Annotated in this window: 19 protein-coding genes and 2 tRNA genes; 10 read left to right on the top strand and 11 right to left on the bottom strand. The window is 42.1% G+C overall.

Features of this window, described 5'->3' with window-relative positions; genetic code table 11:
* Window positions 1-26: 26 nt before the first annotated feature.
* The 6 genes from F0227_RS18085 to lolB all read right to left on the bottom strand — a co-directional run bounded on the left by F0227_RS18085 (window position 27) and on the right by lolB (window position 4687).
* Window positions 27-103 (bottom strand) — tRNA-Met (locus tag F0227_RS18085).
* A gap of 239 nt (window positions 104-342) precedes the next feature.
* Window positions 343-1434 (bottom strand): redox-regulated ATPase YchF, encoded by a 1092-nt coding sequence (ychF, locus tag F0227_RS18090; protein ID WP_171754651.1) that lies wholly within the window; start codon window positions 1432-1434, stop codon window positions 343-345.
* 10 nt (window positions 1435-1444) lie between these two features.
* Window positions 1445-2035: an aminoacyl-tRNA hydrolase gene (pth, locus tag F0227_RS18095; RefSeq protein ID WP_171754652.1), complete on the bottom strand. Its 591-nt coding sequence runs from the start codon at window positions 2033-2035 to the stop codon at window positions 1445-1447.
* 204 nt (window positions 2036-2239) lie between these two features.
* Entirely contained in the window at window positions 2240-3184 is a 945-nt protein-coding gene (locus F0227_RS18100; protein WP_171754653.1) for a ribose-phosphate pyrophosphokinase, read from the bottom strand.
* A 28-nt stretch (window positions 3185-3212) separates the two neighbouring features.
* Window positions 3213-4085 (bottom strand): 4-(cytidine 5'-diphospho)-2-C-methyl-D-erythritol kinase, encoded by an 873-nt coding sequence (gene ispE, locus F0227_RS18105; protein ID WP_171754654.1) that lies wholly within the window; start codon window positions 4083-4085, stop codon window positions 3213-3215.
* The gene (gene lolB / locus F0227_RS18110; RefSeq protein WP_171754655.1) at window positions 4082-4687 is read right to left on the bottom strand and encodes a lipoprotein insertase outer membrane protein LolB; all 606 of its coding nucleotides are present in this window, start codon (window positions 4685-4687) and stop codon (window positions 4082-4084) included. The genes ispE and lolB overlap by 4 nt, the downstream gene beginning before the upstream one ends.
* A gap of 180 nt (window positions 4688-4867) precedes the next feature.
* Here lolB and hemA point away from each other — a divergent pair, with 180 nt between their 5' ends.
* From hemA to ybaK, 8 genes are all read left to right on the top strand, one after another.
* Window positions 4868-6136, top strand: coding sequence for a glutamyl-tRNA reductase (hemA, locus tag F0227_RS18115; protein ID WP_171754656.1), 1269 nt, complete (start codon window positions 4868-4870; stop codon window positions 6134-6136).
* Between the two features lie 8 nt (window positions 6137-6144).
* On the top strand, window positions 6145-7233 hold the full coding sequence (prfA, locus tag F0227_RS18120) for a peptide chain release factor 1 (RefSeq protein ID WP_171754657.1): 1089 nt from the start codon (window positions 6145-6147) through the stop codon (window positions 7231-7233).
* Between the two features lie 4 nt (window positions 7234-7237).
* Window positions 7238-8101 (top strand): peptide chain release factor N(5)-glutamine methyltransferase, encoded by an 864-nt coding sequence (gene prmC / locus F0227_RS18125; protein ID WP_171754658.1) that lies wholly within the window; start codon window positions 7238-7240, stop codon window positions 8099-8101.
* 28 nt (window positions 8102-8129) lie between these two features.
* Window positions 8130-8513 carry a SirB2 family protein gene (locus F0227_RS18130; RefSeq protein WP_171754659.1) on the top strand — a complete coding sequence of 128 codons (384 nt, stop codon included), beginning with the start codon at window positions 8130-8132 and terminating at the stop codon, window positions 8511-8513.
* Window positions 8514-8516: 3 nt separating this feature from the next.
* A complete protein-coding gene (locus F0227_RS18135; protein ID WP_171754660.1) occupies window positions 8517-9326 on the top strand; it encodes a SirB1 family protein in 810 nt (269 codons plus the stop codon).
* Between the two features lie 15 nt (window positions 9327-9341).
* Entirely contained in the window at window positions 9342-10193 is an 852-nt protein-coding gene (gene kdsA / locus F0227_RS18140; protein WP_171754661.1) for a 3-deoxy-8-phosphooctulonate synthase, read from the top strand.
* 369 nt (window positions 10194-10562) lie between these two features.
* Window positions 10563-12218 (top strand): bifunctional UDP-sugar hydrolase/5'-nucleotidase UshA, encoded by a 1656-nt coding sequence (gene ushA / locus F0227_RS18145; protein ID WP_171754662.1) that lies wholly within the window; start codon window positions 10563-10565, stop codon window positions 12216-12218.
* Between the two features lie 92 nt (window positions 12219-12310).
* On the top strand, window positions 12311-12781 hold the full coding sequence (gene ybaK, locus F0227_RS18150; protein ID WP_171754663.1) for a Cys-tRNA(Pro) deacylase: 471 nt from the start codon (window positions 12311-12313) through the stop codon (window positions 12779-12781).
* 199 nt (window positions 12782-12980) lie between these two features.
* Here ybaK and rluF read toward each other — a convergent pair whose 3' ends face one another.
* From rluF to F0227_RS18165, 3 genes are all read right to left on the bottom strand, one after another.
* The gene (gene rluF, locus F0227_RS18155; protein WP_171754664.1) at window positions 12981-13952 is read right to left on the bottom strand and encodes a 23S rRNA pseudouridine(2604) synthase RluF; all 972 of its coding nucleotides are present in this window, start codon (window positions 13950-13952) and stop codon (window positions 12981-12983) included.
* 91 nt (window positions 13953-14043) lie between these two features.
* Window positions 14044-14625, bottom strand: coding sequence for a DNA endonuclease SmrA (gene smrA, locus F0227_RS18160; protein WP_171754665.1), 582 nt, complete (start codon window positions 14623-14625; stop codon window positions 14044-14046).
* A gap of 164 nt (window positions 14626-14789) precedes the next feature.
* Entirely contained in the window at window positions 14790-14930 is a 141-nt protein-coding gene (locus F0227_RS18165; RefSeq protein ID WP_171754666.1) for a DUF3149 domain-containing protein, read from the bottom strand.
* Between the two features lie 421 nt (window positions 14931-15351).
* On the opposite strand from F0227_RS18165, the gene F0227_RS18170 reads away from it, so the two are divergent.
* A tRNA-Pro gene (locus F0227_RS18170) sits at window positions 15352-15428 on the top strand.
* A gap of 1026 nt (window positions 15429-16454) precedes the next feature.
* Window positions 16455-17387 (top strand): Gfo/Idh/MocA family oxidoreductase, encoded by a 933-nt coding sequence (locus F0227_RS18175; protein WP_171754667.1) that lies wholly within the window; start codon window positions 16455-16457, stop codon window positions 17385-17387.
* Between the two features lie 147 nt (window positions 17388-17534).
* On the opposite strand, the gene F0227_RS18180 is transcribed toward F0227_RS18175, so the two are convergent.
* Window positions 17535-18401 carry a TraB/GumN family protein gene (locus F0227_RS18180; protein WP_171754668.1) on the bottom strand — a complete coding sequence of 289 codons (867 nt, stop codon included), beginning with the start codon at window positions 18399-18401 and terminating at the stop codon, window positions 17535-17537.
* A gap of 46 nt (window positions 18402-18447) precedes the next feature.
* Window positions 18448-21189 (bottom strand): heavy metal translocating P-type ATPase, encoded by a 2742-nt coding sequence (locus tag F0227_RS18185; protein WP_171754669.1) that lies wholly within the window; start codon window positions 21187-21189, stop codon window positions 18448-18450.
* Between the last annotated feature and the right edge of the window lie 150 nt (window positions 21190-21339).

Genomic DNA, 21339 nt, shown 5'->3' on the forward strand with positions numbered 1-21339 from the left:
AGACTTTCGAAAAAGTGCTTAGGAAATGGTGGCTACTGCGGGATTTGAACCTGCGACCCCATCATTATGAGTGATGTGCTCTAACCAACTGAGCTAAGTAGCCATTTTATCTGTTTTGCTCTTGTTTCTAAGTTGTCTCCCAGAGACAAGAACGGAGCGCATTATGCTTATCTGTAGGAAAACCGTCAATAGTTTTTTTGAATAAATCGCCTTGAATTGACTGTTCGAGGTTTTTTTAAACAAAGCGGGCTGTTTTTACCCAAAAAGTGATAACAATTATCAAACAATAAACAAAAAAAACCAGCAAATAAATGCTGGTTCAATTTTTAGCAATTGGTCTATTTAGACATTGAAGCGGAAGTGAACAACGTCGCCATCTTTAACGATATAATCCTTCCCTTCTAGGCGCCAGCGGCCTGCTTCTTTTGCTCCGCTTTCTCCGTTATATTGGATAAAGTCATCGTAGCCAACAACTTCTGCACGAATGAAGCCTTTTTCAAAGTCAGTGTGGATCTTTCCTGCGGATTGAGGTGCAGTTGCGCCGATTGGAATAGTCCATGCGCGTACTTCTTTAACCCCAGCAGTAAAGTACGTCTGTAGAGTAAGCAGTTCATAACCAGAACGAATAACTCGGTTTAACCCCGGCTCTTCAATGCCCATGTCTTCAAGGAACTCTGCACGATCTTCATCGTCGAGTTCTGACAGTTCTGACTCAATGGCTGCACATACAGGAACAACAACGTTGTTCTCTTTTTCTGCATATTCGCGAACTTGGTCTAAATATGGGTTATTTTCAAATCCATCTTCATTAACGTTAGCAATGTACATGGTAGGTTTTAGCGTTAAGAAGTTAAGGTAACCAATTGCGGCTAGTTCTTCTTTCGCTAAGGCCACTGTTCTTGCCATACCACCTTCGGTGAGAACTGGCAGTAGTTTTTCTAAAACAGTGATCTCAAATTTAGCGTCTTTATCTCCGCCTTTGGCTTTTTTAGCTTGGCGTTGAATGGCTCTTTCACAAGAGTCGAGGTCCGCTAGAGCTAACTCTAAGTTGATGATTTCTATGTCTTCTAAAGGAGAAATTTTACCTGCAACATGAATAATGTTTTCATTCTCAAAGCAGCGTACAACATGACCGATGGCATCGGTTTCGCGAATGTTAGCCAAGAATTTGTTACCTAAACCTTCTCCTTTTGACGCACCAGCAACTAAGCCTGCAATATCTACAAACTCCATGGTTGTAGGTAGTATGCGTTGTGGGTTAACTATTTTAGCTAATGCATCCAGTCGTAGATCTGGTACAGGAACAATGCCTGTATTTGGCTCGATGGTACAAAAAGGGAAGTTTGCTGCTTCAATGCCAGCTTTTGTCAGTGCATTGAACAGTGTTGATTTACCTACGTTTGGTAAGCCAACGATGCCACATTTAAAACCCATGATATAAACCTTATTCTGCTTTGAACGTATGTAAGCGATTCTGAGCCTTGTTTAGGCCATCTTTTAATAAGATGTCGAGGCTGCGTACGGACTCATCCACTACCGCCTCAATGCACTCCTGCTCTTTGGCAGGTGCTTTACCTAATACAAAGCCTGACACTTTGTCTTTATGCCCCGGATGACCAATGCCAATCCGTAAGCGGTAGAAATCTTTATTATTGCCTAATTTACTAATGGTATCGCGTAAACCGTTATGTCCGCCATGGCCGCCACCTTTTTTAAATTTACCAACGCCAGGAGGAAGATCGAGTTCATCATGTGCGACCATGATCTCTTCTGGTTTTATTTGATAAAATTTAGCAAGCGCAGCTACTGATTTACCTGACAGGTTCATAAAAGTAGTGGGGATTAACAAACGAAGATCCTGTCCATTGGCCGTGATTCTTCCGGTGTATCCAAAAAACTTACTTTCGTTTTTTAAAATAACGTTATGAACTCTTGCCAATTCTTCAACGACCCATGCTCCGGCATTATGTCGGGTTTTAGCATATTCAGGGCCAGGGTTAGCTAGTCCTACGAGTAGTTTTATCTCTTGACTCACGGTTTAGATCTCTCATGCAATAACAAAAAGCGCGATATGATAGCACAGGGAAGTAGAAAGATGCGATATCACTTTATCTTGCGCTGAGGCTAAATAATAAAAAACGCTCCACTAGCGTGAAGCGTTTTTTTAAACTGTCTAACAGCTAAGTTCCTTAACTAGTGAAGAGCCAGATTAGGCCTTATTTACCAGTTAACCTCGAACTTAGTTAAACATCGCTGAGATAGATTCTTCGTTACTGATACGACGAATCGCTTCTGCCAGCATACTAGATAAAGTCAGTTGAGTTACTTTTCCTGTTGCTGCCATCTCTTCAGTTAGTTTAATAGAGTCAGTGATGATTACTTGATCTAACACTGAGCTACCAATGTTTTTAGCTGCATTTCCAGAGAAAACGGCGTGCGTTGCGTATGCGTATACGCGTTTTGCACCGCGTTGTTTCAGTGCTTCCGCTGCTTTACACAAAGTACCGCCAGTATCGATCATGTCGTCAACGATAACGCAATCTCTGCCTTCCACTTCTCCGATCAAGTTCATCACTTCTGAAACGTTGGCGCGAGGACGACGTTTATCTACGATAGCGATATCTACATTGCCAAGGGCTTTTGCTGTTGCACGTGCACGCACAACGCCACCTAGGTCTGGAGAAACTACAACAGGATCTTCTAGTCCACGAGCAATCATATCTTCAAGAAGAACTGGTGTACCAAAGATGTTATCTACTGGCACATCGAAGAAGCCTTGAATTTGCTCAGCGTGCAGGTCAATGGTTAGTACGCGGTCAACGCCTACGTTAGAAAGGAAGTCTGCAACAACCTTTGCTGTAATAGGCACACGAGCAGAACGTACACGACGATCTTGGCGAGCATAGCCAAAATATGGAATAACAGCAGTAATACGGCCCGCAGAAGCGCGGCGCATTGCGTCTATCATAACCACCAATTCCATTAAGTTGTCATTGGTTGGTGCACAAGTAGATTGGATAATGAATACATCACTACCACGAACATTTTCATTGATCTGTACTGCGACTTCTCCATCAGAGAAACGGTCGACAGTAGCATCACCAAGGGAAATATAGAGACGATCAGCAATACGTTGGGCTAGTTCAGGTGTAGCGTTACCAGCAAATAGCTTCATATCAGGCACGGTGGAAACCTCAGGGTTGCGTCCAGTTTTAAGTCGGTTGGGTATTAGCTAACTTATAGTTAGCCAGTGTCTCATGTAAGGGCGATATATTTCGTCCTTGGGCAATAAAGGCCGAGACATTGTCAGGAAGTTTATTTAATACTTGTTCAGCTTCATAGTGGTTGTCGAATTCAGCAAAAACACATGAACCTGTACCAGTCAATCTTGACGGCGCGTATTGTAGCAGCCATGAAAGTTGCTGATCAACCTCTGGATACAGCATTCGCACTATTTTTTCGCAATCGTTTACGTATTGTGTGCTTAATAACGTTGATACCGGCCGTTTGGGCGTATCTCTCGTTAGATCTGGATGATTAAAAATATCAGCTGTGGATATACTGACATTTGGACGAACAACTAGGTAAACTTTTTCTTCTACTTGAACGGGTTGAAGTTTTTCACCGACACCTTCTGCGAAGGCGGCAAAACCTTGAACGAATACAGGCACATCTGCGCCGAGCTTTAGTCCTAGTTGCGCCAGTTCTTCCTTAGGTAAATTAATGCCCCACAAGACATTTAATGCAACAAGTGCGGTTGCGGCATTCGATGAACCACCACCAATGCCGCCCCCCATTGGAAGCCGCTTATCTAGGTAGATGTTTGCTCCCAAGTTCGATGATGATGAATGTTGTTGTAGCGATTTCGCCGCTTGCCAGATCAGGTTCTGCTGTTCTGGTAATCCCTCTATTTTTGACTCAATGCGAATATGGCCGGTCTCGTTCGTTTCAATAGTGAGAGTGTCACCATAATCAATAAACTGAAATAGAGTTTGTAGGTCATGGTAGCCGTTTTCTCGTTGTCCTGTGATGTAAAGAAACAGGTTCAGTTTCGCTGGAGATGGCCACACTGTCTTGTTGTTCATTGGCCAAGCTTCCAGTTTGAGACAACGATATTCAGTACGTTGTCCGCGTCTCTCAGGGTCATTTTATTAGGGAGTGGTGTGCTGCCAATGTCTTGGTAACGAGAGTAACTCATGCGCCATTTTTTGCCATCAATCGTCTTACGCAGAGAACTTAATGTGTGGTTCTCGTCCAGTGCGTAGCTGTCTGCCTGAGTCGGTAAGCCTTTAATCCAATCTTGCATCTGCTCTACTGGAAACATAATGTGAGTGAGTTGATAGAATAGACGGTTAGCGCTGCTGTCTTGATAAACTTGATTGTCTGAGGTGACAATTTTAGCACCCTGATCATCTATGGTTAGCGTTAACATGGTTTTACCGAGCACATTAATCAGCCGGAGTTTGCTCAACTCAGCGGTGTGTTTCCAGTTAAAGCTAACGCTTAATCGATCTTTTGGTGAGCGAAAGCCGATTTTCCCTGACGCTTCAAATTGTTCGATTGCGGTTAGGCGTGCTTGATGCGATTGCCATTCAACGGTGGTTTTCGATTGCTCTGGCAATGTTTCACAACCTGCCACAAGCAAAATAGACAAAACTAAAAAGATAAACTTATTGAAATTTTTCATTTTGATGGTTTTATGTTCGTTTTTTAGTGATTAACAAGGTTTTTATTACAACTTTAGGGGTAACTATATCATCGAAATCACGAAGTCAGTAAAACAAATAGCTCCAACCCTTTTAATACAAGAGCCCATAAAGTAAAATTCTGTTTTTGATTTATTTTCTAACCTGAGAATTCATATTTAATGTCTTTGCTTGCTATTGGTATCAATCACAATACAGCGTCGGTTGAGTTGCGAGAAAAGGTTGCTTTTTCCCCTGACAAAGTGACAGAGGCTCATCAGCAACTAAAATCTAGTGCATACGTTAACAGCGGGGTGATTATATCTACCTGCAATCGAACGGAAATATATTGTGATTTAAAAAACTCTGCCAATAAAAGCAAAGTTATTGAATGGTTGACTGACTTTCATCAGGTTAAGTCCGAAGAGTTAAAACCGAGTCTCTATATCTATGAAGAGCAAGCGGCCATAAAACATTTAATGCGAGTCTCTTGTGGCTTGGATTCATTGGTGCTGGGCGAACCACAGATACTCGGTCAAGTTAAGCAATCATATGCGTCGGCTAGAGAAGATATGTCGGTTGATGCAACGATTGAAAAACTCTTTCAAAAAACATTCTCTGTCGCTAAACGAGTACGTACTGAAACAGATATTGGCGGAAATGCCGTTTCTGTTGCGTATGCTGCTTGTACATTGGCGAAGCATATTTTTGAATCTATTGCGAACTCAACAGTGTTGCTCGTTGGGGCAGGTGAGACGATAGAGTTGGTGGCGAAGCATTTAGCTGACAATGGTTGCAGTAAAATCATTGTGGCTAACCGTACTCGCGAAAGAGCGATGGGGTTAGCTGAGCAATTTGGTGCTGAAGTTATTAGCTTGCAAGAGATCCCAGACCACTTGTATCGAGCCGATATCGTAATTAGTTCTACCGCAAGTCCTTTGCCTATAATTGGCAAAGGTATGGTTGAAACTGCGATTCGCAAGCGAAAGAGACAGCCGATTCTTATTGTTGATATTGCAGTACCTAGAGATGTAGAGCAGCAAGTAGGTGACCTTAATGACATCTATTTGTATACTGTCGACGATCTGCAGTCTATTGTGAACCAAAATATCGAACAGCGAAAAGTGGAAGCGATCCAAGCCGAAGCGATTGTATCTGAAGAAAGTGCCGTCTTTATGACTTGGCTTCGTTCTTTACAAGCTGTTGATAGCATTCGAGAATATCGCAATTCAGCAAATGTCATACGTGAAGAGTTAATGGCAAAAAGCATTCAGTCACTTGCTTCTGGTGGTGATCCTGAAAAAATATTGCTGGAGTTAAGCAACAAACTGACAAATCGATTGATCCATGCTCCGACACGCGCACTACAAAGTGCCGCTGAGCAGGGTGAACCAGAAAAACTCTCTGTAATAAGGCAGAGTCTAGGTCTTGACGACCTCCAACAGAATTAAAGAAGACTATGAAATCATCCATTCTTACCAAGCTTGAAACCCTCGTAGAGCGTTATGAGGAAGTTCAGCATCTTCTTGGTGATCCCGGTATTATCGGTGACCAAGACAAATTTCGTGCACTCTCAAAAGAATATTCTCAATTAGAAGAAGTGACAAAATGCTTCCAAGCTTATCAGCAAGCTCAGGATGATCTTATCGCTGCGCAAGAGATGGCGAAAGAAGACGATCAAGAGATGCGTGAAATGGCTCAGGAGGAGATTAAGGATGCCAAGGCTTTAATCGAAAAACTGGCTGATGAATTGCAGATACTGTTGATTCCTAAAGACCCGAATGATGAGCGAAACTGTTTCCTTGAAATCCGTGCTGGTGCTGGTGGCGATGAAGCTGGCATCTTTGCTGGCGATCTGTTCCGCATGTATAGCAAGTTTGCCGAGAAGATGGGTTGGAGAGTGGAAGTGATGAGCTCCAATATTTCTGAGCAGGGTGGCTATAAAGAGATGATAGCTAAAGTGTCTGGAGATGGTGCGTATGGCGTACTGAAATTTGAGTCAGGTGGGCACCGTGTTCAACGTGTTCCTGCTACTGAATCTCAAGGCCGGGTTCATACCTCAGCATGTACTGTTGCGGTTATGGCTGAAATTCCAGAAGCTGAATTACCACAAATTAAAACCGCAGATTTAAAAATCGATACCTTCCGGGCATCAGGTGCCGGTGGTCAGCACGTTAACACCACTGATTCTGCGATACGAATTACTCACTTACCTACGGGAACCGTTGTTGAGTGTCAGGATGAACGTTCACAGCACAAAAACAAAGCGAAAGCGATGTCTGTTCTTGCTGCGCGTATTATTCAGGTTGAAGAGGCTCGTCGAGCTGCTGAAGTGTCAGATACACGTCGTAACCTACTAGGAACGGGTGATCGAAGTGATCGTATCCGCACCTATAATTACCCTCAGGGCCGTGTTTCTGATCACCGTATTACCTTAACGCTATATCGTTTAGCGGAAATAATGGAAGGTGATCTACAAAGCTTGGTTGATCCTGTGCTACAGGAGCATCAGGCGGATCAGCTCGCAGCATTGTCAGAACAGTATTAATTGGATGTCTGACAGCACGACCATAGAAGCAACACTAAAAGCTGCCATTATCTCTTTGCAACAGAGCGGCAGTGAATCGCCATCATTGGATAGTGCGGTGTTGCTTTGCCACGTTTTAAAGAAATCACGAAGTTATCTACTCACTTGGCCGGATAAAGAGCTGGAACCTCAGCAGCAGCAAGAGTTTAGTCGTTTACTCAACCGACGTTCACTCGGTGAACCTGTAGCGTATATCACCGGAGAGAGAGAGTTCTGGTCGTTACCGCTTAAAGTCTCGCCTTCTACTCTAATTCCTAGACCAGATACGGAACGCTTGGTGGAACTGGCGTTAGATAAAGCAGTTTCTGGACATCAAGATATTTTGGATCTGGGTACTGGTACCGGTGCGATAGCATTAGCTTTGGCGTCTGAACTGCCGGATAGCCGTGTTATTGGGGTGGACTTGCGTGACGAAGCGGTTCAACTAGCAATAGAAAATGCGAACAGCTTGGCGATGAAAAATGCTGAGTTTTTGCAGGGTAGCTGGTTTGAACCTATAGATAAGCAAAAAAATGGAACAAAGTTTGCTTTGATTGTCTCTAATCCTCCCTATATTGAGAAAAATGATCCACATCTTGCGCAAGGTGATGTTCGGTTTGAACCGTTATCAGCGCTAGTGGCGGAAGAGAAAGGGCTTGCGGACATAAAGCATATCGCCAATTGCGCCCGTCAGTATCTTGATAGTGCGGGTTGGTTGCTGTTTGAGCATGGGTTCGAACAAGGAGAGGCTGTTCGTCTTATTATGCAAGATCTTGGCTATACTAGTGTGTTGACTGAGAAAGATTATGCTGGAAATGATAGAGTGACCCTCGGTCAATATTTCCATTAAAAAATTTATCGTTTAAAGAGAGAATACCGTGTATTTGGCACTAAAAAACATCCATCTATTATCCATCGCGTTGAGTGCGATCTTATTATCTGTTCGTTTTGCATTAGTGATGGCGAATTCTCAGTTAATAGACAAGAAATTTATTAAAATTGCCCCACATGTGGTTGATACTGTTCTATTGTTAACCGGTATTGGTTTGATTATTTCACTAGGCTTTATACCTTTTACTGCTGGAACGGAATGGTTCACCCAAAAAGTAACCTGTATTTTGGCGTATTTCGCATTAGGCTTTTTTGCCTTAAAAATGGCGAAGAATAAATTATTAAGAATTTTCGCTTTTTTTGGTGCATTAGGTTGGTTGGTTATGGCGGCAAACATCGCGATGACTAAAACATCTTCTTTAATGGGATAAAACATGTTTGATCTGTTTGACGAAGACTTGGATCAGCTAGAGTTGGTGGAAGGCGCCATTGCCTTAAACCATGCAGTTAATCCTGAAACAGAAGTGATTTGGGTTGAAAAAGAGTTAGATAAGCTGTTTCGTGAGGCGGAACTGCTGTTAGTTAATGAAACCGATGAAAAGCAGAAATTTGAATCGTTTCTAAGAATTTTTTACCACCATTGGCAGTTCCAAGGTGACAGTGAAGCGTACTTCTCATCTGAAAATGCCTTTATAGATAAAGTATTGCAACGCAAAAAAGGCATCCCAGTTAGCCTTGGTGCGCTGTTGCTCTATTTTGGTCGGAAGCTAGGGTTTCCCTTGGAAGGAATTACCTTCCCAACGCAATTTATCGTTAAAGTCACTTGGTTTGATGAACGACCACAATATATCAACCCTTATAACGGTGAATATGTTGCTGAGCACATTTTGCGTGCGTGGCTTATTGGGCATGAAGGGCCACTTGCGGAACTGAAATCTGAGCATTTAGAATCCGCGGATCACCCAACAGTGATAGGTCGCTGGTTAGCGATTTTAAAAAGTGCGCTGCTAAGGGAAGAGCGTTATACCCTAGCATTGAAATGCACTGATTTGGCATTATCTTTTGTTCCTGATGATCCGTATGAGATTCGCGATAGAGGTTTTATCTATCAACAGCTGGAATGCCATCAGATTGCAAAAAATGATTATCAATTTTTTATCGATCAATGTCCGGAAGACCCAGCGGCAGAACTGCTAAAAAGCCAGTTAAATGCCTTGGATGAAAACTCCGTAACTATTCATTAAAAGTAGAGAACTACAATGGAACAAAAAATCGTCCATGTTGGTGATATTCCTGTTGCCAATGACAAACCTTTCACTCTTTTTGCCGGTATGAATGTACTGGAGTCACGCGATTTAGCAATGCAGATTTGCGAGCACTATGTGACGGTTACTGAAAAACTGGGTATTCCTTATGTATTCAAAGCGTCATTTGATAAGGCCAATCGTAGTTCAGTACACTCATATCGCGGCCCTGGCTTAGAAGAGGGCATGAAAATTTTTCAAGAGCTGAAAGATACATTTGGTGTGAAAATTATCACAGATGTCCATACAGAAGCTCAGGCACAACCTGTTGCTGATGTTGTTGATGTTATACAGCTCCCGGCGTTTTTAGCGCGTCAAACTGATTTAGTTGAAGCAATGGCTAAAACAGGCGCGGTGATTAATGTTAAGAAACCTCAGTTTATGAGCCCTGGCCAAGTGGGCAATATTGTTGAAAAGTTTGCTGAATGCGGTAACGAGAAAATCATTCTGTGTGAACGTGGTTCATGTCTTGGTTATGATAACCTTGTGGTTGATATGCTTGGTTTTGGCGTCATGAAGAAAGAGTCAAACGGTAGCCCAATTATTTTTGATGTAACGCACTCGCTACAGATGCGTGATCCTTCGGGCGCGGCTTCCGGTGGTCGAAGAGAGCAAACTGTTGAGTTGGCTAAGGCTGGACTTGCGACAGGCATTGCAGGGCTATTTATTGAAGCTCACCCCGATCCTGAAAAAGCTAGGTGTGATGGTCCGTCGGCTTTACCTTTAGATAAATTAGAGCCTTTCTTGGCACAAATGAAAGCACTGGATGATCTGATTAAAGGTATGGAACCGATAGAAATTAAATAAGAGTTCTGTCAAATTTTTAAGCCAGCTAATTAGCTGGCTTTTTTGTGACTGTTTATACTCAAGCTTATGTTTGTTGATATCAAAAGTCATTGTGTTGCAGTCTTTGCAATGGTTGTTGAATGTTCTGCATAAATATCGACATCATAGGAAACCGTTTGCCTGTGATTCGCTTTGGTTTTGTGTGCAATGTTCATTTACTCTTGCAATATTTATGTAATATAAAGGTGATCAATATTTAATAATGATGAAATCACAATGGATGATTTCTTTATTTATTTTAAACTAGGTCATATTTTCTGCTGAATTCGACAATAGTAGAAAGCATAAGAAGTGGGAATCCCCTCGAATAATTAAGAAAGGTAATTCAAGATGAAGCAACGCCTATTACTAAAAACAGCGGTAAGTACTGCAATTCTAGCGACACTAGCTGGTTGTGCGACAAGTCCTGCATGGGAGCAAGACCAAACTTACAAGCTAACCGTTCTACATACTAATGATAACCATGGTCGTTTCTGGTCTAATAAATACGGCGAATACGGTATGGCTGCACGTAAAACGCTGATCGATCAAATTCGTTCAGAAGTGGCAGCAGAAGGTGGTAGTGTACTTCTTTTATCTGGTGGTGATATTAACACTGGTGTACCTGAGTCTGATCTGCAAGACGCAGAACCTGACTTTAAAGGTATGAGCAAACTTGGTTATGATGCTATGGCACTAGGTAACCACGAATTTGACAACCCGTTATCAGTACTGGAAAAACAGATCGATTGGGCTAACTTCCCAGTTCTATCTGCAAATATCTATGACAAAGAGACCGGTAAGCGTAAGTACCAAGCTTATGAAATGATCAATAAGCAAGGCATTAAGATTGCCATTATTGGTTTAACAACTGAAGACACAATGAAAATTGGTAACCCTGAGTTTATCAGTGGTCTAGAGTTCCGTGATCCTAAAGTTGAAGCGAAAAAACTGATTGCTGAAATTGAGAAAAATGAAAAGCCTGATCTGATCTTCGCTGTTACTCACATGGGTCACTACGAAAATGGTAACCGCGGCGTGAACGCTCCTGGCGATGTAGCATTAGCTCGTTACCTAGACGAAGGTTCTCTTGACATGATTGTGGGTGGACACTCACAAGAGCCTGTATGTATGGAAGGCCCTAATGTCATGAACAAGAACTTCAAGCCAGGTGCTGAGTGTAAGCCAGATATCCAAAATGGTACATGGATTGTTCAGGCTCATGAGTGGGGCAAATACGTAGGTCGTGCGGACTATGAATTCCGTAACGGTGAACTAGAAATGGTGAGCTATGACCTAATCCCTGTAAACCTTAAGAAGAAAATCAAGGTTGATGGTAAGAAGAAACGTGTTCTTATCCAAGATGAAATTGCACAAGATGCTGAACTATTAGCATTCCTTCAGCCTTACCAAGAAAAAGGTAAAGCTCAACTAGAAGTTAAAGTAGCAGAAACCAATGGTAAGCTTGTTGGTGAGCGTAACATCGTTCGATTTAAGCAAACTAACCTAGGTCGCTTAATTGCTACGGCTCATATGGACCGTACTAATGCTGACTTTGCTGTAATGAACTCTGGTGGTGTACGTGCATCAATCGATGCAGGTGATGTAACGTATAAAGACGTTCTAACTGTACAGCCGTTTGCTAACATCATTACAACTAATGACATGAAAGGTAGCGACGTTCTTGATTACCTGAATGTTGTGGCGACAAAACCTGTAGATTCAGGTGCATATGCACAATTTGCTGGTATTTCAATGACTGTTGCTAACGGTAAAGTAAGCAATGTTATGATTGGTGGTAAGCCTCTAGATATGGATAAAACATATCGTTTCACCGTACCAAGCTTTAACGCTGCTGGTGGTGACGGATATCCAAAACTTACTGCTAACCCTGGTCATGTAAACACTGGCTTTGTAGATGCAGAAGTGCTTAAAGCATACCTTGAGAAAAACAGTCCAATTGATGTAAGCAAGTTCGAACCTAAAGGTGAGATGGTTTACAAGTAAGCTTGACGCTAACTGACAAATAATTGAAGATACAACGGCGCTATTTAGCGCCGTTTTTTTATCTATAAATGAGTTAGCCTAGTGATTACGATATGACTCCAGCAATAAACTTAGCAAAAAAAAGAAAAGTGGCTCATACCATACATCAGTATAAGCATGATCCGAACGAGCACAGTTTTGGTCTAGAGGCTGTGAGCGCCTTAGGACATGATCCGGACAAAGTATTTAAGACGTTACTCTTTTGCATTAATGGTGAAGCCAAGAATTTAGCTGTAGCGATCATTCCGGTAATGAAAAAGTTGAATTTAAAGCAGGCAGCAAAAGCGGTTAATGGAAAAAAGGCGGACATGGCGGATGCAGATATTGCGCAAAAAACCACCGGTTATGTTGTCGGAGGCATAAGCCCATTAGGACAAAAAAAGTCACTGCCTACATACATTGATGACTCTGCCCGTAATCTAGAGACCATTTGCGTCTCTGCTGGTCGCAGAGGTCTAGAGATTGAGTTGTCTCCCGATGACCTTGCTCTGTTGTCGAGAGCAACGTTTTTCCCGCTTACTTAAGTTTAGTTCGGACTAACAAAGTCAGAGTCGCAAGTATTTTCCAGTAGTAAGAGATATTCCGCGCATGATTGGAGTAGTTTGCTGATTTGTTGCGGCTAGGCGATGGCAACTTGGTCGATAATGATTCTTAAATAAAAGAGAAATCGAACTCACTGTTTGCTTAAAATGAGTTCGATATTGAGTGGTTCAAAGTAAGAAGCTATTTTTTTAAAGAGAGTGTGCCAGAGACTCTTTTGGTCGGTTTTTTATCCGTTGAATATGAACTGCTTTTTGCACGCCTTTTACTTGGTGAGTGTCGGAACTCATCGGCATCTCTGCCTTTAAATGTACGATGTTTTTGGTTTCTACGCGCGGTGGAGCTTTGATTCTCTTCCCGACTATCAAATAGCTTTGCATCTGTTGCGCGTCTAATTTTTTTTCCTTTGGTATCCAGTTGAGATGCTTCTTCAGTTTTACTTGAGTCGGATATCATGCGGTTGATTTCAGCGACTTCTGCATCGGTTAAATAGCGCCATTTACCATTAGGAATACCGTCAATAGAGATATTCATAATTCGTACTCTACGTAGCTTGAACACTTCATAGCCTAACGCTTCACACATGCGACGAATTTGACGGTTTAAACCTTGAGTCAGCACAATTCGAAAAGAGAACTTGGTCTCTTTAGACACTTTACAAGGTAAAGTGACGGTATCAAGTATTTCTACACCAGAAGCCATTTTCTCAATGAATTGGGCAGTAATAGGCTTATCTACACGTACGACATACTCTTTTTCATGGTTGTTACCAGCACGTAGTATCTTGTTGACAATGTCCCCATCGTTGGTCAGAAATATCAAACCATCAGAAGGTTTATCTAAGCGGCCAATAGGGAAGATACGCTTATGATGTCCGATAAAATCAACGATGTTACCTGCAATGTCTCTTTCTGTAGTACAGGTAATTCCGGTCGGTTTATTAAGGGCAATATAGATGAGTTTTTCTTTTGCTTTTACCGGCTTGCCATCGATTTGTACGTCGTCACCGGGCATTACCTTAGTACCCATTTCAGGAATTGAATCATTGATAGTGACGCGGCCTTGCTCAATCAGGCGATCGGCTTCTCTGCGGGAACAAAATCCAGTTTCACTAATGTACTTGTTTAGGCGTTTGCCTTGCGGTTCTTGTGACATACAATATTCTCTTTGGCGTTTCACAACGATAAAAAAAGCAACTGAGGGCAGTTGCTTTCATTTAAAGTGGGGAGTTTAACATTAATTTTTGTCACCCCATACGTTTTTGATGCCTTTCTCTATTTTCGGCTTTTTTGTCGGGGCTTTTTCTTAGTAAGACATAGATCGCACCACTTCCACCGTGAAACTGTTGAGCGCTATGGACACACATAACATCATTGATCTGCTCTAACCAGCTTGCGAGGTAACTTTTCATCATTGCAGGAGGATTTGAGCGCTCCCCTTTACCATGAATGATGATTACAGTACGGATATCCATTCGCAAGCACTGTTTTAAGAACTTGACCACCTCATCTCTGGCATCTTTAAGGGTTTTTCGGTGTAAGTCCAATCGAGCTTGGATAGGGTATTTGCCTAACCTTAGTTTCTTGAATACGCCTTCTTGTACGCCATCACGTTTAAAAGCAATGATGTCATCGGGTTTTAGCATTACTGCATAATCTAAGGAGAGATAGTCTGGATTATTTTCGCTAAGCCAGATAGCAGACTCTCGTCTGGCAAGATGAGCGTCGGTGACTTGGTGTTGTTTTTTAAGTTCAGCAGTGTCTTGCTTAATTTGTTTAACGTCTCCCATCATCTGCTGGAAGAGGTCAAGTTCATCATCATGAGACATAAGGGCATCTCAGTTGGGTATTCCATACAGAGAGTATACTCATGTAAGGTTAAGATGCCAGTAGATGAAGAATTAGATTATTTTAGCTAAGAGAAATAACAGGCAAAGAAAAACCGGAACAAATATTAATTTGCTCCGGTGCAATAGTTCTAATTGCTAATGATCTAGTGAGGAGATTTGTCACTCATTACTTTATATATGAAGTAGCTACCGAAAAATAACATTAAGCCTACTGTAATAAATATCACGATCATCGAAGACAAACCTACAGCGTTGCCAAATAAAAGTTCTAGCCAAAAATCCATAGTTGCTCCTAATAAAGTACTGATGACAAAAACTAATTTAATTTGTGTAAAGCATTCATGTCCTGATCTAGATCAATTGTGGAAAAATAGTTACATGAATGTTTCTGTTGTTGCGTTTTTGCTCACACTTTATACTGGGCTGCTGATGTTTTAAGCAAACAGACTGGATTGTAAAAAAAGCGTACAAAATGCCTTGCGTCTTGTTCAATAATCCGTATTATACGCTCCGTTCTCGGTGAATAGCGCAGCTTGGCAGCGCATCCTGATTTTTTGGAGTAGCGGACTAGAGGGTGACCCTCTGGTAGTATTTCAAATAGAACAATATAATCAGAGAACGGCGCAGCTTGATAGCGCATCCTGATTTTGGAATAGCGGACTAGAGGGCGACCCTCTGGTGGTATTTCAAATAGAACAACATATTCGGTGAATAGCGCAGCTTGGTAGCGCATCTGGTTTGGGACCAGAGGGTCGGGGGTTCGAATCCCTCTTCACCGACCATATTTAAAAAGCCTCAGCAGAAATGTTGGGGCTTTTTGCTGCTTGTCGTAATAAGACTTATCGATAAGCATCAGCTTCAGTGACAGAGCAGAGTTATAGGGTCGGGGGTTCGGCTAATCCTTGAATTCAGCTCTTCACCGACCATATTTAAAAAGCCTCAACAGAAATGTTGGGGCTTTTTGCTGTTTGTCGTAATAAGAATTGTCGATATGCATCAGCTTCACTGACAGAGCAGAGTTATAGGGTCGGGGCTTCGGCTATTGCTTGAGTTCGGCTCTTCACCGATCATATTTAAAAAGCCTCAACAGAAATGTTGGGGCTTTTTGCTGTTTGTCGTAATAAGAATTATCCATAAGCATCAGCTTCAGTGACAGAGCAGAGTTATAGGGTCGGGGGTTCGGCTAATCCTTGAATTCAGCTCTTCACCGAGCATATTTAAAAAGCCTCAGCAGAAATGTTGGGGCTTTTTGCTGCTTGTCGTAATAAGAATTATCCATAAGCATCAGCTTCAGTGACAGAGCAGAGTTATAGGGTCGGGGGTTCGGCTATTCCTTGAACTCAGCTCTTCATCGATCATATTTAAAAAGCCTCAACAGAAATGTTGGGGCTTTTTGCTGTTTGTCGTAATAAGAATTGTCGATAAGCATCAGCTTCAGTGACAGAGCAGAGCTATAGGGTCGGGGGTTCGGCTATTCCTTGAACTCAGCTCTTCACCGACCATATTTAAAAAGCCTCAGCAGAAATGTTGGGGCTTTTTGCTGTTTGTCGTAATAAGAATTGTCGATATGCATCAGCTTCAGTGACAGAGCAGAGTTATAGGGTCGGGGGTTCGGCTATTGCTTGAATTCGGCTCTTCACCGACCATTAAGGAAGCATCGTCATTAAGGCGGGGTTTTTTGTGTTTTAGCGCGCAGGAAGATGGTTAGCTTTTTAGTGCATTTAAAATCAAACTATCTCTGTTCCGTTTGTATATGGTTTGGTATTTCATGATAGCCTTATACGGTTAACGCAACAGAGTGTATATAAATGAAAATAGCAATTATTGGACTTGGTGATATTGCACAAAAAGCTTATCTACCGGTTATAACTCAGCTTGAAGGCGTTGAGCTGGTTTTTTGTACTCGGAATAGTGACACGTTAGCTCGTTTGTCGAACAAGTACCGAGTTAAAGAGTGCTGTACGGATTATAAATTACTGCCTCAGTTTAATATTGATGCTGTGATGATTCATGCCGCTACGTCGGCTCATCCTGAAATTGCTCGCTATTTTTTACATCAGGGAATCGCTACTTTTGTAGATAAGCCACTGGCGAATAGTGCTGCCTTGTGTGAAGAGCTTTATGAACTAGCGGAAATAAAGTCGCAGCCTCTGTATGTTGGCTTTAACCGTCGTCATATTCCACTGTATAACCAGCATATGATTGGGGTACAGAGAGGTAACTGTGCTGAACTGAGCTCACTCCGCTGGGAGAAGAATCGTTTTAATCAAGTTGGAGAGATTAAGGACTTTATATTTGACGATTTTATTCACCCTTTAGATAGCGTTAATATTTATGGTAAGAGTGACATCTCTGATGCTTATATTACCCATCAAATGCAGGGTGATAAATTGGCAAGAGTTGATATTCAGTGGCAACAAAACAACCAATTGTTACATGCATCGATGAATAGGCAGCATGGAATCACCAATGAAATAGTCAGCGCCAATATCGCAGGAGAGTCATATCAATTTGATTCTTTTTCTCAAGGCTATCGCTGGCGTGAAAATGAACAAGTTAGATTGAGCCTTAAGGATTGGACCCCAATGCTTGCTAGTAAAGGGTTTGATGCGATGATTGCTGATTGGTTAGCGGTGGTTAGTTCAGGTAAATTAGACAGCGATGTTGTTTGCCGAAACATCGCGTCCCATCAGCTTGCTGATAGTCTATATCAAAAGCTGGTTAGTCATTGCTCGAAATAATTTAGGCGTCTCAGCACAACCCTGTGACCCATCCAGTAATGTTGTGCTGAGTTCTTGCTACTTTTCACTATTTAACATCAATCTATTTTTTTGTCGTTCCGCGATACCGTTAAGCTATATGTTGACGTGACTTTCTGAGTAAACGCTTTACGGGCAGGTGATTTGTTGCGATTGTGATCGTTGGCTAACTTTAAATCCTTTTTGTGACAGCAGCGACAATAAGTTCTGCTGTCCGACTAAATGCAGTGCACCGACAACAACTAAATAGCGCCCATCTGGTAAAAACGAAATAGAGTTAAGTTTATTAGCCCAGTCTTGGTTTCGTTGATAGATGAATTGTTCTGTAATCAGATTTTCTATTTCGCTTTCACTGCTTATTTGTATCATCATACTCTTATCACCAGCTAACCATGCTTTAGGTAGACATCGACTTATCTGTTGATGCTGTTGCCAGTTATCTATGGTATCTGTTAGCAGTAACTTGCTGACCTGAGGGTTTTTGCTGAACAGATCCATCTGAAACTCTAAGCTTTCTAAGCCAGTGATGGGAATGTTTTTTTGTATGGCGAGATCGGTAATGACTCTGTCTATGCCCAAATCTTGTTGCAAACCAAGTCGCTTAAATAGTGACACCTGTAGCGTCAACGCTGTTTGCCATGCCGGAGCAGTTAGGAAAGCACCTTCTGGATATCCCAGTTCTTGATTGATTATTGCAAGTTGCTGTTGCTGCTCTTTGTTCAAACTATCTTGAGTGAGTAGTGGAGGGGTTGTAGCTGCCCAACTGTAATTGTCATCCGATATATCGATTTCGGTGACGAGTCCGTCGCTATCCTCTAAATAGTGAAAGATGGCTTCTGAAAGCGGATGCATATCAGGCGTGCCCATGTGAATGGATCCTAGTATTAAATACTGCTTATTCCCTTTTTGAGCATGCCAAAAAAGAGGCTCAGACAGAACTGACTGGCTGAGCGTTATCAATGTCAACATTATGAAGGTTTGCAGTTTATTACTCATGGCGACTGTTGCTGGTCAATGGTGGTATCAGCATATCACGTATACATTATGGCTGTTTTACTTTAAACAGCCTTAAGCGATTCGCATTGGATACTACCGTTATTGAAGACAATGCCATTGCCGCCCCGGCAAATACGGGGCTTAACAAAAAACCAAATGTTGGGTATAGCACTCCAGCTGCAATAGGAATACCTATTATATTGTATACAAATGCACCAAATAGATTTTGTTTCATATTTTTAAGGGTTGCTTTAGAAAGTTCAATGGCATTATTGATAGCCAGAGGTGATGAGTTTAGTAGTGTCATTTGTGCGCTTTCAATCGCAACATCAGAGCCACTTCCCATCGCAATACCTATATCTGCCTGTGCTAATGCGGGAGCATCATTGATTCCATCGCCAACCATAGCGACTTTCTTACCACTCTCTTGTAGTTTTGTTATATGTAGGGCTTTTTCATCGGGAAGAACTTCAGCTATAGTGGTGGTGATTCCCAATTCAGTGGCTATATGCTCAGCAACAGTCTGGTTATCTCCAGATAGCAATATAACATCGAGACCATTTTTCTTTAGCTGACTTACCGCTTGTTTGGCGTCCTCTTTGAGTGGATCTGAAATGGCGATAATACCTGCGGCTATACCATTAATGCTAACGACAACCGGTGTCCATGCCTTGTCGATATAGCTGTTGATGACCTGTTTATCTAGCACAATAGATTGCGCTTGTAGGTAGTTTACTGATCCTATAATGACCTGTTCGTTATTTACTGTGCCATTAATCCCTTTTCCACCAAGTGAGATGATCTCAGATGCCTCAATTAACGATGTATTATGTTGTTTAGCATAGTCACAGATAGCGGCAGCTAAAGGGTGTTGAGAGTGAGTTTCTAACGCATAAACCATGGTTAGGAATTGATTTAAACTGGCGTTATTTAGTAGAGTAACGTCCTGTACGGTGGGTTTTCCTACCGTTAGGGTGCCGGTTTTATCGAAGACAACGGTATCGATTTGACTCGCACTTTGTAGCACATGAGCATCTTTAATCAGTATTCCTAGTTCTGCCGCTTTACCGACTCCAACAGTAATGGATAGTGGCGTAGCTAAACCTAATGCACAGGGGCAAGCTATAATGAGAACGGTTGTAGACACTACCAGCATATAGCTCGCCTGTGGCTCGGGACCAAATTGCCACCACACCACCGCAGATATTGCGGCAATGGCAACCACAATTGGTACAAATACAGCAGAAATTGAGTCAGCAAGCTTGGCGATTGGTGGTTTACTACTTTGAGCTTCTCTCACCATTTTAATGATACGCGCCAGCATGGTTTTACTACCCACACCTGTTGCTTCAATAACCAGGCTGCCATCATAATTTAGCGTACCAGCAGATACTTTATCACCAATTTGTTTGTATTTTGCTATCGGCTCACCAGTTAGCATTGCTTCGTCGATGTAGCTTTCACCTTGGATCACAATGCCGTCTACCGGTACTTTTTCTCCTGGTTTTATTCGGATTTGCATACCAAGTTGAATGTCTGCAATGGGCAGTTTTTGGTCGCCAGTTTCGAGTTTTACCGTTGCAAACTTGGCTTGTAAGCCGACAAGTGCTTGCAGTGATTGGGTGGTACGATATTTTGCTTTTGCTTCAATATAGTGACCTAAAGAGATCAATCCAATGATCATGGCGCTGGCTTCGAAGTAAACATGACGAGATGCGCTAGGGAACCAGCTAGGCTGTACAACAACGAGCATTGAATAGAGCCATGCGGAGCCTGTACCTAATGCGACTAAGGTGTCCATAGTCGCTCTTCGATGAACTAGAGATTGCCACGCGTTAATGAAAAAGCTGCGTCCGGCAGTTAATAGCAGTAATAGACAGATGGCACCTATAATGCCCCAAGTGAATTGATCTGTACTGCTTCTGATCATCATGTTTCCCCCCATAACACCCCAGAGCATTAAAGGGGCACCGATAGAGAGTGCACTAATAGCACTTCGCTTAAACTGCTGTTGCGCTCTGATATTTGCCGTTTGTAGTTGGCTCTGCTGTTGAGACTCATCTTCAATAATGGAGGCTTGGTATCCAGCACTGCTTATGGAGTTTATTAACTTATCTCGAACTTCAGCAGTATCTGACAGCAATGATATGGATGCAGTTTGTTCCGCTAAATTTATTTGTGTGTGGGTAACTTCTTCCACGCGTAAGCAGGCCTTTTCTACCGATGAAACACAGCTTGCACAGGTCATTCCTTGCAATATTAGTGATATTTTACTTTTACTTTGTTGCTGCGCGGCTTGTTGTTGTAAGGTAACTTGCTCAGTTTGCTCAGTTTGCTCAGTTTGCTCAGTTTGCTCAGTTTGCTCAGTGGATTGGGTGACGGATTCAGCTTCAGCAATATTATCTTGTTTGCTCTCGGCGCTAAAACCTGTATCGAAAACTATGTCAATAATGTCTGCTTCGGATAACGTTGTGACTAAAGTGAGCTCAGTTTTAGTTACGTTAAAGGTGGCTATTTGTTGATGCTCGGCTAAGCGCAGGCTTAGCTTATTAACACATTTACCGCATTTTAAACCGCTAAGTGCTAATGTAACTTGGTTTCCAGCTTGATAATTGAGAGATTCAATCTGCTGTATCACGTCATTTAAACCAAGAGTGGTTTCTAATACCAAAGAGTGCTTGGATAGGGACATAATCGTGTTTTCCGTTGTATCGGAAAATAACTCGGTGACTTTTTTGATGCACTTGCCGCACCCTAGTCCTCTCAACGGAATGGTAAACTGATTCATCAAATAATGCCCTTTTATCCACTAATGACGTCAAGATAAACCTTGCCTATAGGGTAAGGTCAAGAGTTACAACGAAATGATTCCGTTAAATCCCAATTGAGATATAGAGGTACACAGTGCTAAAATACCGCCACTTTTGTCTTTGTCTTG

It is taken from the genome of Vibrio sp. 99-8-1, assembly GCF_013114595.1.
Classification (GTDB): Bacteria; Pseudomonadota; Gammaproteobacteria; order Enterobacterales; family Vibrionaceae; genus Vibrio.